Origin of the sequence: Tabrizicola caldifontis (genome assembly GCF_004762095.1) — a bacterium.
Classification (GTDB): domain Bacteria; phylum Pseudomonadota; class Alphaproteobacteria; order Rhodobacterales; family Rhodobacteraceae; genus Tabrizicola; species Tabrizicola caldifontis.
Window position 1 is genome coordinate 159,584 of the sequence record NZ_SIJH01000003.1, and the last position, 14,909, is coordinate 174,492.

Annotated in this window: 21 protein-coding genes and 1 riboswitch; of the genes, 4 read left to right on the plus strand and 17 right to left on the minus strand. The window is 66.7% G+C overall.

All coding sequences use genetic code 11. From position 1 onward, the window contains the following. Window positions 1–40 precede the first annotated feature (40 nt). On the minus strand, window positions 41–796 hold the full coding sequence (locus EYB42_RS03630; RefSeq protein WP_135448303.1) for a F0F1 ATP synthase subunit A: 756 nt from the start codon (window positions 794–796) through the stop codon (window positions 41–43). A gap of 2 nt (window positions 797–798) precedes the next feature. Next, window positions 799–1,128, minus strand: coding sequence for an AtpZ/AtpI family protein (locus tag EYB42_RS03635; RefSeq protein WP_135448305.1), 330 nt, complete (start codon window positions 1,126–1,128; stop codon window positions 799–801). Window positions 1,129–1,319: 191 nt separating this feature from the next. Here EYB42_RS03635 and EYB42_RS03640 point away from each other — a divergent pair, with 191 nt between their 5' ends. Both EYB42_RS03640 and EYB42_RS17250 read left to right on the plus strand, forming a co-directional pair. Further along, entirely contained in the window at window positions 1,320–1,652 is a 333-nt protein-coding gene (locus EYB42_RS03640; protein ID WP_135448307.1) for an ArsR/SmtB family transcription factor, read from the plus strand. Between the two features lie 161 nt (window positions 1,653–1,813). Beyond that, a complete protein-coding gene (locus EYB42_RS17250; protein WP_167850914.1) occupies window positions 1,814–1,990 on the plus strand; it encodes a hypothetical protein in 177 nt (58 codons plus the stop codon). Here EYB42_RS17250 and EYB42_RS03645 read toward each other — a convergent pair. From EYB42_RS03645 to EYB42_RS03695, 12 genes are all read right to left on the minus strand, one after another. Continuing rightward, a complete protein-coding gene (locus EYB42_RS03645) occupies window positions 1,959–2,759 on the minus strand; it encodes a division plane positioning ATPase MipZ (protein WP_135448309.1) in 801 nt (266 codons plus the stop codon). The two genes, EYB42_RS17250 and EYB42_RS03645, sit on opposite strands and share 32 nt — an antisense overlap. Before the next feature lie 94 nt (window positions 2,760–2,853). Next, a complete protein-coding gene (locus EYB42_RS17685; RefSeq protein WP_256371629.1) occupies window positions 2,854–2,979 on the minus strand; it encodes a hypothetical protein in 126 nt (41 codons plus the stop codon). Between the two features lie 151 nt (window positions 2,980–3,130). Beyond that, entirely contained in the window at window positions 3,131–3,352 is a 222-nt protein-coding gene (rpmE, locus tag EYB42_RS03650) for a 50S ribosomal protein L31 (RefSeq protein WP_135448311.1), read from the minus strand. A gap of 11 nt (window positions 3,353–3,363) precedes the next feature. Then, window positions 3,364–3,738 (minus strand): 50S ribosomal protein L19, encoded by a 375-nt coding sequence (gene rplS / locus EYB42_RS03655; RefSeq protein ID WP_135448313.1) that lies wholly within the window; start codon window positions 3,736–3,738, stop codon window positions 3,364–3,366. A 443-nt stretch (window positions 3,739–4,181) separates the two neighbouring features. Beyond that, window positions 4,182–5,036, minus strand: coding sequence for a tRNA (guanosine(37)-N1)-methyltransferase TrmD (gene trmD, locus EYB42_RS03660; protein WP_135448316.1), 855 nt, complete (start codon window positions 5,034–5,036; stop codon window positions 4,182–4,184). Window positions 5,037–5,081: 45 nt separating this feature from the next. Continuing rightward, window positions 5,082–6,056: a hypothetical protein gene (locus EYB42_RS03665; RefSeq protein ID WP_135448318.1), complete on the minus strand. Its 975-nt coding sequence runs from the start codon at window positions 6,054–6,056 to the stop codon at window positions 5,082–5,084. A gap of 45 nt (window positions 6,057–6,101) precedes the next feature. Continuing rightward, the gene (gene rimM / locus EYB42_RS03670; protein WP_135448320.1) at window positions 6,102–6,605 is read right to left on the minus strand and encodes a ribosome maturation factor RimM; all 504 of its coding nucleotides are present in this window, start codon (window positions 6,603–6,605) and stop codon (window positions 6,102–6,104) included. Next, the gene (gene bluB, locus EYB42_RS03675) at window positions 6,605–7,255 is read right to left on the minus strand and encodes a 5,6-dimethylbenzimidazole synthase (RefSeq protein WP_394346482.1); all 651 of its coding nucleotides are present in this window, start codon (window positions 7,253–7,255) and stop codon (window positions 6,605–6,607) included. The genes rimM and bluB overlap by 1 nt, the downstream gene beginning before the upstream one ends. Then, window positions 7,245–7,598, minus strand: coding sequence for a 30S ribosomal protein S16 (rpsP, locus tag EYB42_RS03680; RefSeq protein WP_135448322.1), 354 nt, complete (start codon window positions 7,596–7,598; stop codon window positions 7,245–7,247). The genes bluB and rpsP overlap by 11 nt, the downstream gene beginning before the upstream one ends. Window positions 7,599–7,641: 43 nt before the next feature. Next, complete coding sequence (locus EYB42_RS03685; RefSeq protein WP_135448324.1) at window positions 7,642–7,938, minus strand: chorismate mutase; 297 nt, start codon at window positions 7,936–7,938, stop codon at window positions 7,642–7,644. 91 nt (window positions 7,939–8,029) lie between these two features. Further along, window positions 8,030–9,541 carry a signal recognition particle protein gene (gene ffh / locus EYB42_RS03690; protein WP_135448326.1) on the minus strand — a complete coding sequence of 504 codons (1,512 nt, stop codon included), beginning with the start codon at window positions 9,539–9,541 and terminating at the stop codon, window positions 8,030–8,032. A gap of 175 nt (window positions 9,542–9,716) precedes the next feature. After that, window positions 9,717–10,214, minus strand: coding sequence for a hypothetical protein (locus EYB42_RS03695; protein WP_135448328.1), 498 nt, complete (start codon window positions 10,212–10,214; stop codon window positions 9,717–9,719). Between the two features lie 138 nt (window positions 10,215–10,352). On the opposite strand from EYB42_RS03695, the gene EYB42_RS03700 reads away from it, so the two are divergent. Together EYB42_RS03700 and EYB42_RS03705 are read left to right on the plus strand one after the other, a co-directional pair. After that, window positions 10,353–11,237, plus strand: coding sequence for a LysR family transcriptional regulator (locus tag EYB42_RS03700; RefSeq protein WP_135448330.1), 885 nt, complete (start codon window positions 10,353–10,355; stop codon window positions 11,235–11,237). A 109-nt stretch (window positions 11,238–11,346) separates the two neighbouring features. Next, window positions 11,347–12,222: a DMT family transporter gene (locus EYB42_RS03705; RefSeq protein WP_276605845.1), complete on the plus strand. Its 876-nt coding sequence runs from the start codon at window positions 11,347–11,349 to the stop codon at window positions 12,220–12,222. Between the two features lie 7 nt (window positions 12,223–12,229). On the opposite strand, the gene EYB42_RS03710 is transcribed toward EYB42_RS03705, so the two are convergent. The 3 genes from EYB42_RS03710 to EYB42_RS03720 are packed head-to-tail and all read right to left on the minus strand — an operon-like array spanning window position 12,230 to window position 14,644. Further along, entirely contained in the window at window positions 12,230–13,180 is a 951-nt protein-coding gene (locus tag EYB42_RS03710) for a phosphotransferase enzyme family protein (RefSeq protein ID WP_135448332.1), read from the minus strand. Continuing rightward, a complete protein-coding gene (cobF, locus tag EYB42_RS03715; RefSeq protein WP_135448334.1) occupies window positions 13,173–13,916 on the minus strand; it encodes a precorrin-6A synthase (deacetylating) in 744 nt (247 codons plus the stop codon). The genes EYB42_RS03710 and cobF overlap by 8 nt, the downstream gene beginning before the upstream one ends. Window positions 13,917–13,969: 53 nt before the next feature. Continuing rightward, window positions 13,970–14,644: an energy-coupling factor ABC transporter permease gene (locus tag EYB42_RS03720; protein ID WP_135448336.1), complete on the minus strand. Its 675-nt coding sequence runs from the start codon at window positions 14,642–14,644 to the stop codon at window positions 13,970–13,972. Between the two features lie 32 nt (window positions 14,645–14,676). After that, window positions 14,677–14,898: riboswitch (cobalamin riboswitch) on the minus strand. Window positions 14,899–14,909: the final 11 nt, after the last annotated feature.

The window sequence follows — 14,909 nt, forward strand, 5'->3', positions numbered from 1 at the left end:
TCTCCTATGGATGGAATGCTGTTGATTGGTTGTCCAGACCCTAGTGGTGGGCGTCGCCAACGGCGTCGCGCAGATACACGCAGGTCAGAATGGTGAAGACATAGGCCTGAACGCTGGCAACCAGCAGTTCCAGCCCGTAGATCGCCACGATGGCGGCAATCGGCACGACCGAGGCGATCCCCATGGCGCCGGCGAAGCCGGCAAACACCTTGATCACGGCATGGCCAGCCATCAGGTTGCCGCCAAGACGGATCGAATGGCTGAGCGGACGCACGAAGTAGGAGATCAGTTCGATCACGGCCAGGATCGGCCGCAGCACCAGCGGCGCCGACGAGACCCAGAACATCGCAAGGAAACCGATCCCCTTCCGGTAGAAGCCCACCAGCGTGACCGTCAGGAAGACCAGCAGCGCCAGCACCGCCGTCACCGCAATGTGCGAGGTGGTGGTGAAAGACATCGGGATCAGACCCAGGATGTTCGACAGGAAGACGAACATGAACAACGTCATGATGTAGGGGAAGAATTTCAGCCCCTCGTGGCCAGCCACGTCCTCGACCATCTTGTGAATGAAGCCGTAGAACAGTTCGGCCACCGACTGCCCGCGCGACGGCACGATGGCCCTGCGACGGGTGGACAGGACCAGAAGCGCCGTCATCGCCAGGATCGCGATCGCCATCCAGAGCGTGACATTGGTCGGTGTGTACCATTCGATCGGGCCATCGCCGAACAGCGGCTTGACGATGAACTGATCCATCGGGTGGATCTGCAACCCGCCGCCGTGCTCTTCCGTCGCCATCCTCAGCTTCCTTCGTCCCTCGCGGCAGCGGCCGCGCTTTTCCGTCCCAATTCCTTTGCCGTGCCCAGCATCGTGCGGATGCCGGCGGCGAAGCCGAAGAGCGAGAAGACGATCAGGAAGATGGGCAGCGTGCCGGCCAGCACGTCGATCCCGTAACCGATGGCAGACCCCAGCACGATGCCGGTCGCCAGCTCGATCACCATCCTCCAGGCCACCTCGCCCTGCGAGAAACCCTTTGCCGTGGCAGAGTCCTCTGCCTTCGGCGCCCCCTTCACCTGTTCAAGCCGCGCCTCCAGCGCACGCAGCCGGTCGGGATCGGGATCGGACGCCATGACAAGACCCCTATACAGTCGGGCGGAACCTACGGATCGGGCGCGAGAGAGTCAAGCCGTAGGCATTTCTTGCAAGCTATTTACTAATATGGTTTTTCTGCGCGCTTCTGGCAGGTGGCGCGTGCTGAGCACCCGCAGACATATTCAACCCCGCGGTTGACGATTGCCGCCATGCGCGGGATAAGCGGCCCATGCATGATCGTCTGGATGCCGTCTTTGCCGCCCTTGCCGACCCGACCCGCCGGGCGATCCTGACGATGCTTCTGGAAGACGACATGGCCGTGACCGACGTTGCCGAACCCTTCGCGATGAGCCTGGCCGCCATCTCGAAGCACCTGAGCGTGCTGGCCGATGCCGGACTGATCAGCCGAGAAAGGCGCGGCCGGGTGATCTGGTGCAAGCTGGAACCCGACGCCCTGCGCGCCGCATCGGTCTGGATGCAGGGCTTCGGCCAGTTCGAGCCAGTGGACCTGGACGCCTTCGAGCGATTTCTGGAACGCGAACTTCAGGACGAGGCGGGCTGATCGCGCCAGACGGTCAAGGCAGGATTGCGGCAAGCGTTCCGCAATCTGAAACAGTCTGTCCAGGTCGCCCTGTCGCGCCGCCGCAAGGCCACCCGCAGTGCGCCACAGTCCTGCCCTGCTTGCCGGGGATCGTGGCTAAAGCGGAAAGGGACTGGCGGAAAATGAAGAAAACACTCGCGCTCCTGCAAAAGTTTGGCCTGCTTCGGCGCAAGACCGATGCAGAGGCACTTACCCAGTTCGAACGGCGCCTGAAGAAGGTCAACCGGGCAAGACTGGTGAACCAGCAGGGTCTGGGTGGCCCGGTGTTCAGAAGCCGACCGTCAGAGCCGGAAGCCTGAGCCCGGTCATCAGGTCGCGCAATTCCTGGCGCGCGGCGATGTTGGACAGGTTCAGCTGGTCGACGCCGGTATCCTTCAGGTCAAGCAGTGTCAGGCCACGCGGGAACAGCTCGCGGAAGATCACCCTTTCGGAAAAGCCTGGCAGCACACGAAAGCCGATGCGGCGCGAAAGATCCTCTAGCGCCGCGCCGACCTTTTTCTTGTTGTGCATCTGCTGGGCGCCCAGGCGGTTGCGCACCACGATCCAGTCGATCGGCTTCAGCCCGGCCTGTGCCCGCATCTGCCGCGCCGCCCAGACCATTTCGGCATAGATTGACGGCCCCCTGACCTTGCCGGTCATCGGATCTACGCGGGCCAGCAGATCGAAGTCCACGAAGCTGTCGTTCATCGGCGTGATCAGTGTATCGGCCAGGGTATGGGCCACCTGGCTTAACCGGGTGTGGCTACCGGGGCAGTCGATGACGATGAAATCCTTCTCGCCATGCATCGCCTCGATCGCACTGGCCAGGCGTTCGTCCTGGGCATTCTCGCCGTTCGCCACGGGAACAGCGGGCAGGTCGCGATAGTCGGGGGTGGGCAGGGCCAGGCCGGCCTGCGCCATGTAGGCGCGGCGGTTCTCGATGTAGCGGCCGAAGGACCGCTGCCGCAGGTCAAGGTCCAGCGCGCCGACCCGGTGACCCAGGCGCGCCAGTGCCGTCGCCACATGCATGCAGGTGGTCGATTTGCCCGAACCGCCCTTTTCGTTTCCAACAACGATGATGTGCGCCATGGCCGCCCCTTCCGCTTGCCGGGCATCTCATATGCGCAGTCGCCGCGAGGGGGAAGACGGAAGGGAAGGTCGGGCCGGGAAATCAGGCAGGCCATCAGCCGGCCGGGTCGCCGCCAAGATCAGGGCGGCTGCGGTCGTCCCGATCACCTGCGTCATGCCGGAAGTAGATGCGCCCGTGATCGGACAGGCCGATCCGCACGGGAGATGCCGCGCAGGTCATGACCCCGACCCGTTCAAGGCCCAACAGGCCCTTGAGCGGGTGGCAACATGCCAGCCTGCCGGTCTGCCAAGGCACTGGCAATGCGGCCGCGCCCGCAAGCAAAAGGGCGCGCATCGCTGCGCGCCCCACAAGGCCTGCAGGGTGGCGGGTATCAGAACCCGAGGCCGGCGTATTTGTTCTTGAACTTCGACACGCGACCGCCGGTGTCCATCAGCTTGGCCTGCTGCCCGGTCCAGGCCGGGTGCGCCAGCGGGTCGATGTCCAGCGACATGGTGTCGCCTTCCTTGCCCCAGGTCGAACGGGTGGTGTAGGTCGTCCCGTCCGTCATCTTGATGGTGATCGTGTGGTAATCGGGGTGGATATCGGCTTTCATCGTCCCGGTCCTTATTCCGATTTCTCTTTGTAGTTCGCGACTTCCGCGATCCGGGCCGACTTGCCGCGGCGCGCGCGCAGATAATACAGCTTGGCGCGGCGGACACGGCCACGGCGGACGACCTCGATCGAGTCGATATTGGTCGAATAAAGGGGGAACACCCGCTCGACGCCTTCGCCGAACGAGATCTTGCGCACGGTGAACGAGGCACCCAGCGTCAGCCCACCCTTGCGCCCGATGCAGACGCCTTCATAGGCCTGCACGCGCGAACGCGAGCCTTCGGTCACCTTGTAGCCGACACGGATCGTGTCGCCGGCCTTGAAATCCGGGATCTTCTTGCCGAGCGCAGCGATCTGCTCGGCCTCAAGTTGCGCGATGAGGTTCATGCGCTTCGTCTCCATTTGCCTGCGGTGGATCCGCAGAGGTGATGCCGCGCCAGAGCTTCCGGTCTTCGCCCGGGTCCCCCCTGATGGCCAGAGAGCCCGCCGCAGGTGGCGCCTGCTTCTTGTGGGCCTTTTCCCTTGCGATGGCCCTGCGGAAGAAGGCAGGCAGGCAAAGGAAAAAGGGTCCGACGGGCGCATGGCCCCGGACCGGGCGCGTATAGGGGGAAGGCGCGGTCCGGTCAAGGGGGCGGCTGATCGGCGAAGGCAAAGCGATGCAGTCAGGATGGGGGAACCGGAAATGGCGAGGGCCGGCACAACGGGGCGATGTTGCCGCAAGTCATTGCATTCGCTGACTTGATCCTTCGATCCGCAGGATACCGGCCCGCCTGTCATGCGTCTTTCTTCCGGCTCTGCCCACGCAAGGGCAGCCTGCGGTCAGCCCGCCGTCACGAATCGGTGCCTGCCGGATCGTCAGCGCCATCCGCGGCGGGTCCGTCCGCCCGGCTGCCGCGCCTTGCCCACAGATCCGGCCGACGCTCTCGGGTCAGGCGCTCGGCCTCTGCCCGGCGCCAGCGGGCGATCTCGGCATGGTTTCCGGATTGCAGGACCGCCGGGATCTCGTGACCTTCCCAGACAGCCGGCCGGGTGTAATGCGGATGCTCCAGCAGGCCGTCGGAAAAGCTTTCTTCCTCGGTCGAGGCGGCATTGCCCAGAACGCCGGGCAAAAGCCGTACTGTGGCGTCCAGCACGGCCTGCGCGGCGATCTCGCCCCCGGTCAGGATGAAATCGCCAAGGCTGATCTCTTCCACCTGGTGGTGATCCAGCACGCGCTGGTCCACCCCTTCGAAACGGCCGCAAAGCAGGGTCACACCCGCACAGCCCGCCAGGCGCCGGGCCGCAGCCTGCGTGAAGGGGCGGCCACGCGGCGACAAATAGATCACCGGCCACCGCGCACGGTCGACAGGCGTGCCGATGCGGGCCTGGCGGATGGCCGCATCCACGACATCCGGGCGCAGGACCATGCCCGCACCGCCGCCTGCGGGCGTGTCGTCCACATTGCGGTGCCTACCCTGGCCGAAGGCCCGCAGGTCGATGGTCTCAAGCTGCCACAGCCCGAAATCCAGCGCCTTGCCGGTCAGAGACAGGCCCAGCGTGCCCGGGAATGCCTCGGGGAAGAGGGTGATGACCCTTGCCGTCCACGCCCCCGAAACCACCCGCGGCTCCTCCATCAGGTCGCGCGGTGTCAGGCTGGCGCGGATCGCCAGGCGACCGTGGCTTTTCGGGGTCTTGGGTTCGGACATGCGGCGGAATTACAGGCAAACGCCGTGGGGCGGAAGCCCCGACACTCAGGCAATGCGGGCAGAGGGTGCCGCCATCGCCCCTGCATGCGCCTCGGCCGGGGCGGCACCCGGTCTCAGCGCCGTCTCGACCGCTTGCGCCAGGGCGCGCAGACCGTCGCGCAGATCGGCGCGCAGGTGGGCAGGCAGATCAGACGCGGGGTCAGCGCCAAGATCCTGTTCAGCCGCCTCGCGCAGGCGCTCTGGCGTCGGAAAATCGGGGGCTCTGTCGGGAAAGGCTGCGATCAGTGCCACCGCACGCGGCAGGTAAAGCCGCAGCAGATCGGCGTTGCCATCGGCAATGGAAAAGGCCCGGCGCATGGAATCGGGCACCAGGCCCGGCGCAACGACCTCGGGCTCGGAGGCCCACACGACAAGGGCGCGGCGCAGGGCAGCATGGCTGCGGTCGGGTCTCGCAAGTGCGGCGGTCAGCGCCTTCAGCCGCAGCGCGGCGCCGGGCACCTGCATGACCCGGTTCACAAGGGCAGCCACCTCTGCATCGGGCGCAGTGTCCGGCAGGTTGAGCAGCGGCACGATGGCGGCTGCCGCCTGGGCTGCGGCACGGGGTGCCTGGGCGGCCTCTGCCTCGTCATCCAGGAAGATGCCCCGATCAGCCGCCTCGTACGCATTCCAGAGCATCCGGCAGAGCGGGAGCGCCATGAACGAGACCGCAAGCGGGAAGATCGGGTTCAGAACCGGCAGAAAGCCCGCAAGGGCGCCGATTCCGCGGCCGGTCGCCATGAGGATGACGACAAGCAGAACCTGCGACAGAACCTGGATCAGGGCCGAAAGCCAGGCCGCCGGCGTTGCCCATTCCTGCGCTGTCGAAGGCCACTGTTCAGGTCTGAGCATCATCAGCCAGACGACGAACATGGCCACGAAGGGGGCCACGATCCCCCACCCGAACCCGCTGAGTCCGGCGAACAGTGGCCCGCTGTACAACAGCACTGCTGCAACTTTCAGCAGGCGAAGTCGGGTTGTCATCTCATGTGCCTTCCCCGGGGCCCGCCATGACAGCAGCGGCAGCCCCTATTCGACATCCTCGGGCAAATCGACAATCAAACGACCAGCAGTCAGGTCAACATTGGGCACGATTGCCTTGGTAAAGGGCAAAAGCAGGGCCGATTTGTGACTGGCAGGAGATATTTCGATGATGTCGCCCGCCCCGTGATTGTGTATGGCGGTGACCTTTCCCAGAAGTTGGCCCCCGGTGTCGTAGGCAGACAGCCCGATCAGGTCGGCATGGTAGAATTCATCGTCCGGCAGGGCAGGCAGCCGGTCGCGCGGGACGAAAAGCCCCGTGCCGCGCAGTGCCTCGGCCTGCTCGCGGGAGGCAACACCCGACAGGCGGGCACCAAGTCCGCCGGCTATCGGACGGGTAAGGGTGACACGAAAGCTGCGGCTGCCGTCCTCGGTCAGAAGCGGGCCGTAGGAGGCGATGTCGGTCGGCACCGAGCAGAAGCTTTTCAGCCGCACCTCGCCGTTCACGCCGAAGGCGCCTGCAATCGCGCCGATGCAGATGAGATCCGCCATCAGCGCGTCTCCAGGTGAAGATCAGGGGAGCGGGTTTCCCAGCCTTCACGTTCCAGTTCGGGCATGTCGTCCTCGTCCTCAGGCCAGCCGATGCAGAGATAGCCGATGAAACGCCAGTGGGCCGGCGCGTCAAGATCACGCATGAGCCGGCCCGGATCAAGGATCGAGACCCAGCCGAGGCCAAGGCCCTCGGCGCGCAGTGCCAGCCAGAACAGCGTGATCGCGCCGACGACGGAATAGGCGCGGGTTTCCGGCATGGTTGCGGCGCCCAGGCCATGGCCCTTGGGCGTCGCGTCGTCGCAGAAGACGGCCAGCTGGACCGGCGCCTCGGCCATCCCCGACAATTTCAGCCGGCCATAATCGCGCGCCCGATCGCCCTGTTGGCCGGCAAGTGCGGCGGCATTGGCACAGCGGAAGTTGTCAAGACAGGCGGCGCGGGCCACAGCCCCCTTCACCCGGATCAGGCGCCAGGGCTCGGACAGGCCGACGGAAGGGGCCAGGGAAAAGGCTTTCAGACAGCGGGCGAGGATCGCCTCGTCCACCGGGTCTGTACGGAAGCGGCGCACATCGCGCCGCCACCGCATGAGCCGGGCCAGATCTTCCCGGAAATCGGGGCTGAACCGGCCCGGCAGCACCGGATCACTCGGCAGCGGGTTCGGCGGCGCGGGCGGCCTTCTTGGCGGCACGCTCGGCCATCGCCTTGCCGGGAACGCCGGCCTTGGGGTTGTTGCGCGCCTTCTTCGGCAGGGCACCAGCGGCCTCGAGGAAGCGCGCGATGCGGTCGGTGGGCTGGGCGCCCTGGCTCAGCCAGTGCTGCACGCGGTCCATGTTCATCACGACGCGCTTTTCGTCGTCCTTGGCCAGAAGCGGGTTGTAGGTGCCGAGCTTCTCGATGAAGCGGCCGTCGCGCGGCATGCGCGAATCGGCGGCAACGATCGAATAGAACGGGCGCTTCTTGGAACCGCCGCGCGCCAGACGGATTTTCATAGCCATGGTGTATCTCCTTCTCGATGGCTGGTAACGGGGCAAGCCCCGGTCATTTCTGAAGCTTCTCGTGGTGCCTGATGACTTCACCGATGATGAAGGCCAGGAATTTCTTCGCGAGGTCGGGGTCGAGGTCGGCCTCTTTCGCCAGCTGGTCCAGCCGCGCCATCTGCCGTGCCTCGCGGTCGGGGTCAGAAGGCGGCAGGCCATGTTCTGCCTTCAGCCGCCCCACGGCCTGGGTGTGCTTGAAGCGTTCGGCCAGGGTGTAGACCAGAATCGCATCCAGCCGGTCGATCGATTGTCGATGCTCTTTCAGCAGACTGGCTGCGCGGGTGGTGGCGTCGGTCATGCGACCAGCTCCAATGCAGGGTGGCGGGGGCAGCGGTCCAGCGCAGCGAACCGGGTATGGTGCAGGGCGATCTGGCGGGCGTGGCGGATCATCATTTCTTCCGCATCAGCCCCGAAAGGCCCGCAGGCAGGGTGATGCCGCGCGGCAGACCGCCGATGCCGGGCGGCAGCGCGCCGCCTGCCCCACCCGCGCCCTGCTGCATGCCCCTGGCCAGCTCAGCCAGTTCTTCGGGCGACATCTTCGACGGATCGGGCATGCCGCCCTTGCCGAGGAACTGGCGGATCATCTGCTTCATCATGCCGCCCTTGCCCATCTTCTTCATCATGTCGGCCATCTGCCGATGCTGTTTCAGAAGCCGGTTCAGGTCGGCCACATCCAGCCCGGCCCCGGCCGCGATGCGCTTCTTGCGGCTGGCCTGCAGAAGGTCGGGGTTCGCGCGTTCCTTCTTGGTCATCGAGTTGATCAGCGCGATCTGGCGGCGCAGCATCTGGTCGTTCAGCCCTGCCGCCTCGGCCTGGGCCTGCATCTTGGACATCCCGGGCATCATGCCCATGAGGCCCTGCATCCCGCCCATCTTCAGCATCTGTTCCAGCTGCATCTTCAGGTCGTTCATGTTGAACAGACCCTTGGCAAAACGCTTGGCCATGCGTTCGGCCTGTTCGGCCTCGAAGGTCTCCTGCGCCTTCTCGACCAGCGCCACGATGTCGCCCATGCCCAGGATGCGGCCGGCGACACGTTCGGCCTCGAAGGGCTCGATCGCGTCCATTTTCTCGCCGAGGCCGACAAAGCGGATCGGCTTGCCGGTGATCGCCCGCATCGACAGCGCAGCACCGCCGCGGCCGTCACCGTCCATCCGGGTCAGGACCACACCGGTGATCCCCACCTTGCCGTCGAATTCGGTGGCGACGTTCACCGCGTCCTGGCCGGTCAGGCCGTCGACCACAAGGAGCGTCTCGCGCGGTTGGGCGATGTCGCGCACGGCCTTGACCTCGTCCATCAGGACTTCGTCGATGTGCAGCCGCCCGGCGGTGTCGAGGAACAGCACGTCATAGCCGCCCAGGGATGCCTGGGTCTTGGCACGCTTCGCGATCTGCACCGCCGTCTCGCCCTTGACGATGGGCAGCGTATCGACACCGATCTGCGCGCCCAGGATCGCCAGCTGCTCCATCGCCGCAGGGCGGTTGGTGTCGAGAGAAGCCAGCAGAACCTTCTTGCCGTTCTTCTCCTTCAGCCGCTTGGCAAGCTTTGCGGTGGTCGTGGTCTTGCCCGAACCCTGAAGGCCGACCATCAGGATGGTCGCAGGCGGGTTGTCGATCTTCAGCGCCTCGGCCGGGCCGTCGCCGGACAGCACGCGGATCAGCTCGTCATGGACGATCTTCACCACCATCTGGCCGGGGGTGACCGACTTGGTGACGGCCGCGCCGGTGGCCTTTTCAGTCACGCGCCTGATGAAATCGCGCACGACGGGCAGCGAGACGTCGGCCTCCAGCAGCGCGACACGAACCTCGCGCAGCGCGGTGGTCACGTCGGCCTCGGTCAGCGCCCCCTGCTTGGTGAGACGATCGAACACGCCGCCAAGGCGTTCTGACAGGCTTTCGAACATCGCGTCACCCTTTCGTTGCGTCTGCCCCGATATGGGGCGGCGGAACCCTGATGCAAAGCGGAACGGCACCCGTGGGCGCAACGCGCTGACGGATGGCGATCCCGGGCCATGCCCTAGGGACCGGAAGCCTTGGCCTCCGGGGATTGGGGGCGGATACGCCCATCGCCCGCCCGAGTCAAGCCGTGCCGCCCGCTCCGGCCAGCCAGCGGTTGATCGCCTCGGCCGTGCGGGCAGCGCCGTCGCCGCTGGAATGGATCTGGGTCAGCGGCACATCGCCAGTCGTGGTCTTCAGGATGGGACGGTGGGTGTAAGTGGCAGTCGATCCCGAACTCGCGTCAGTGCTGGAGTGGCTGAGCGTCGTCTCGACACCGGCCGCCATGATGTCGGCCAGACGAAGGCTGCGGTGGGCCCGGCCCAGCAGGGTGGCGGTACGGATCACCACAACACCGGTGGGGCGGTCGAAGATCACCAGCACCCGGCGGACGAAGATGACGAACATGACCCCCATCAATGCCGCGCCAAGGGTCATGCCGAATGCAAGCCAGGGCTCATCCCGCAGGGTGAACAGGGCCACGCCAAGGAAGAAAAGGATGGCGAGGATCAGGATCAGTCCCAGCGCCCAGGGGCGGGAGTCGAGCGTCAGGCGGTCAGGCGTGATCTCGGCGATGCGCATCGGAATTGGTCCGGCAAGGCTGCCGGGCCAGTGTTGGACCTGTCGCCCACTGCGTCAAGCGATACGGCCAAGCCCCTTGCATTGGCGGCGCGGCCGGCGTTTTCTGTGCATCCCTGCACAGCGAGAAAAGGGCGCAGCATGGAAAACTGGGACGAGATCCGCACGGCCTATCAGGTGGCCCGCCTCGGCACCGTCTCGGGCGCGGCCGAGGTGCTGGGCGTGCATCATGCGACGGTGATCCGCCATATCGACGCGCTGGAAAAGCGGCTGGGGGCCAAGCTGTTCCAGCGCCACGCGCGGGGTTATACGGCAACCGAGGCGGGGCGCGACCTGCTGGCGGTGGCCCAGACAACCGAAGAACAGTTCGCCCACCTTGCCAGCCGCATCAAGGGTCAGGGCGAGACGGTCTCGGGAGAGCTGGTGGTGACCTCGATCGCGGGGGTTTCGGACCTGCTGACCCCGGTCATGGTCAGCTTTCAGGATGCCTGGCCCGAGGTGCGAGTGCGGTTTCTGACCGACATGCGGGTGTTCCGGCTGGACTATGGCGAGGCGCATGTGGCGATCCGCGCCGGCACGGGGCCAGAGGAGCCGGACAACGTGGTGCAGCCCCTGACCCGGATCCGCTGGGCGCTTTACGCCACCCGGGCCTATGTGGACCGCCATGGCCACCCTGGCAGCGAAGCCGGCTTTCAGGGCCACCGCTTCGTCTGCACCGATGCCGAAACGACAAAGGCCCCCTTCCATCGCTGGCTGCGGTCGATGGTCCAGCCCGAGCAGGTGGTCTATGCCGCGACCGAGCCCGCCGCGCTGGAAGATGCCGTGAAGCAGGGGGCCGGCATCGGGTTCATGGCGGTGCATCGCGCGGCGAACGACGCGGATCTGATCGAAATCCTGCCCCCGCGGGCGGAATGGGAGACCCCCCTGCGCATCGTAACCCATGTCGATCTGCACCGGACGCTGAAGGTGCAGGCCTTTCTCACCCACCTGAAAGAGGCAGCGAAGTCGTGGAAGTTCTGCGGCTGATGCCGGAAGCAGCCGGTCCTCTGCGGAAGCACCCAACCCCCATCCCCACCCCCCGAGGGGGAGAGGAGGCGCCAGGGGCGGATTCGATCCGGTCGGGTGGATCGTGCGCCTGAGCCAGTCGCATCGCGGGCATCTGGCGATGCTGGCCTTCTCGGCGCTGGTGGCGGGGTCGTTCTCGCTGGGCGCGCTGGCGGCACCTTTCGTCGATCCGGGCGCGCTTTCGGCACTGCGCTTCCTGCTGGCGGGTCTTCTGGTCGGTATCGCGGCGCTGACAACCACGGGCCTGCCGCGCAGTGCCTGGGTCGCGCCTTGGCGCTATCTGGTGCTGGGGGCGCTGCTTGCAGCCTATTTCGTGCTGATGTTCGAGGGCCTGAAGACGGCCGACCCGGTTCCGGCTGCGGCGGTCTTCACGCTGACACCCGTGATGGCAGCGGGGTTCGGCTGGCTGCTGCTGCGCCAGCGTCTGACCGGGCGGATGGCGCTGGCGCTGACAATCGGTGCGGCAGGCGCCCTGTGGGTGATCTTCCGGGCCGACCTGGCCGCTCTCATGGCGTTGCGGATCGGCCCGGGCGAAGTGACCTATTTCTGGGGCTGTGCGGCCCATGCACTATACACCCCGATGGTGCGCAGGCTGAACCGGGGCGAGCCTGCGGTGGTCTTCACCTTCGGGATGATGGTGGCGGGAACGGCGGTTCTGACGCTTTGGGCCTGGCCCGCGCTTATGGCGACCGACTGGGCGGCCCTGCCGCGGATTGTCTGGGTGACGCTGGCCTATGTGGCGGTTGCGGCCAGCGCGCTGACCTTCGTCCTACTGCAATACGCCACCCTGCGGCTGCCGGCTGCCAAGGTCATGGCCTATACCTACCTGGTGCCCAGTTGGGTGATCCTGTGGGAAGTCGCGCTGCACGGCGCCGTGCCACCCGGTCTGGTGTTGGTGGGCGTGGGGCTGACCATACTGGCCCTGGGGCTGTTGCTGAAGGAATAGCGCAAATCTAGGATTTTTCGACGAAACATCTCAGACCGTTGGTCAGATAGCCTTCGGCCAGCTCCAATGTTCCGGCCGTGTAATCCGGCCCGCCGAAACCTTGCGCGGTGTCGCTGTCGGCACGGGTGGCCAGCCAGGCGGTCAAGAGCACCCGACGCAGGAAGATCAGCGAGGGGATCATCGCCCGGTCCTCGCGCCCCAAGGGGCTCACGCGGGCATAGCCCTCCAGCCAGCGGGCGATCAGGTCGGGCAAGCGCGGGTCGGTCTCGATGAACGAAAGGGCGGCGGCCAGGTCATAGGCCCACCAGCCGAAGCCGCAGTCGTCGAAGTCGATGGCGGTCAGGCTCTCGCCCGCCACCATCAGGTTCGCCAGCCGCAGATCGGCATGGATCAGGCCGAAACGCTCCGGCCCCGTGCCATAGGCGGCCAGCCGCGTGGCCAGGGCGTCGGTGGCGCGCGCGAGCAGCGCCTCGCCCGGGCCGTCCAGCCCCTGCGCCTGCCGCCAGTGGCCCCAATGCGGCCGGGGCCCGAGGATGGTCTCCACATCCCACCGCTTGCGGGTGAAGCCGGGCGGCGGGGTCCAGGCGCGGGCGTGGAGGTGCAGGCGGGCGGTGATCTCTCCCAGAGGCGCGAACCAGCGCGACAGGTCGTCGCCGGGCTGTAATTCCTGCCCCGGCAGCCGGGCGAAGGCGACGAGGAGTCGGCCGTCGATCTCGCTGACGAGACCCTGCCGGCCCGGAACGGGGCGGACGGCGTTCAGCCCCGGCAGATCCTGCAGCGCGCCCAGCCAGGCGAGTTCCGAGGCGATCTCGGCCTTCGTGTGATAGCCCGCGCGGTGCAGCCGCAGGACCAGATCGCCGGCGGCCCAGGTCTCGTTCTCGGACCGGTTCAGCAGGGTCAGCGGCGTGTCGGGCGACACGCCGTAGAGCGGCAGCGCGCGGGCGATCAGGTCAGACATCGCCGCCCCGGCGCAGAAGGTAGATGTCCATGATCCAGCCATGCTCGGCCCGCAGCCGGGCGCGGGTGGCAAGGATCTTCTCGGCCACCTCGGCAAGGGGGCCGTGGATCAGGCATTCCTCGGGCATCCCGACATAGGCGCCCCACCAAATCATCACACCCTCGGGGTCGATCGCGGTGAAGGCGCCGCCCTTGTCCAGCATCACGGCCAGCGTCGTCGCGCCCTCGGGCCAGCCGTGATCGCGCAGCTGGCGGCCGGTGGTGATGGTGACGGGGGCGGCCAGCGTGTTCAGCGGGATCGCATGGGCCGCCGTCAGGGCCTGAAGCGAGGTGATGCCGGGGATTACCCTGACCGACACGCCCGGAAGCCGGGCCGCGATGCGCAGGGTGCTGTCGTAAAGCGACGGGTCGCCCCAGACCATCAGCGCGACCTCGCAGGCACCGGGATGGGCGGCGATGCTTTCGGTCCAGACCCGGGCGATGGCATCGTGCCAGTCGTTCACGGCGCCGAGGTAGTCGTCCTGATCGGCACGCTGGGGCACGTCGTATTCGGCGACAGGCACTGGGCGCGTCAGCACCTGCGCCAGGATCTGGCGGCGCAGGTCGGCGAGGTCGGACTTGGCCTGCCCCTTGCGTGGGATCAGGATCAGGTCCGCCGCTTTCAGCGCGCGGATGGCCTGTCCGGTCACATGGTCGGGATTGCCGGTGCCGATGCCGATCAGGGAAAGCGTGGTCATGGCCCGGGCTTTACGGGTGGGCGCGGCCCTCTGCAAGGCCGCGCCGCATCGCTTCAGGCGGCGGAATAGAGCCGCGGCGTCACCAGGGCCGAGCCCTGCGCCCGCAGCGCCTTGGCCCCGGCCAGCACGGCCAGGTCGGCGATGGGCTCGATCAGCACGACCAGCATGTAGGCCGCGCCGAAGGACAGGATCGAACCCAGGTTCTCGGCCCCGAAGCCCTGGCCGTAGATCGCCCAGAAAGCCACCCAGGCGACCACGCCGCCCTGATAGACAGTCGAAAGCGCCAGGACCTGCCGGTATTCCAGATCGACATAGGCGGTGCCGGGCGCGATGATCCGCCTGGCGAGCGCATGCAGGGCGAAGAGCGGCACGAGGAGCGTGGTCAGGTTCATGCCGTACTGCGGCAGGTCGAACGGCGCGAAGAACAGGCCCTGGATCAGAAGGCCCATGGCCAGCCCGATCGCCGCCGGCCCCGCGCCGAGGATCAGGAACAGGGTCGAGCCGAGGATGAAGTGGACCTCGGACACGCCCACCGGGAAATGCGGCAGGATCTCGAAGAAGGTAAAGACGCCAACGGTCGCCACCAGGGACCGCAGCGCGACCGAGGCGATACCGCTTTCGCGGGTGGCCTTGGCGATGTGGTAAAGCGCCGTGCCGCCGGCAGCGGCGGCGGTGGCGTAGCTGAGCGCGATCTTGGCCCCGTCGACGAGGCCCGGTTCGATATGCATGTCTGTCCCTCCTGTCCGTCACACCCGACGGCGGTTTGCTTCCTTGCAGGGCCGGTCTCCTGGCTGGCGGATCGCGGCGGGTTCCTTGCCTTCCCGTCCCCTCGGGGGCAGTGGCCTACTCGGAACCCGCTCACCGCTGACAGTCGCGGGGGCGGCTGATGTCACGGGCCCCCTGTTGGGTAGGCCCGCTCCTCATTCCCGTTTCAGTCCCGGCGCTTTGCGCCTTATGGGACACCTTGCAGATTCCTGTCTGCGCCTCTGTCGG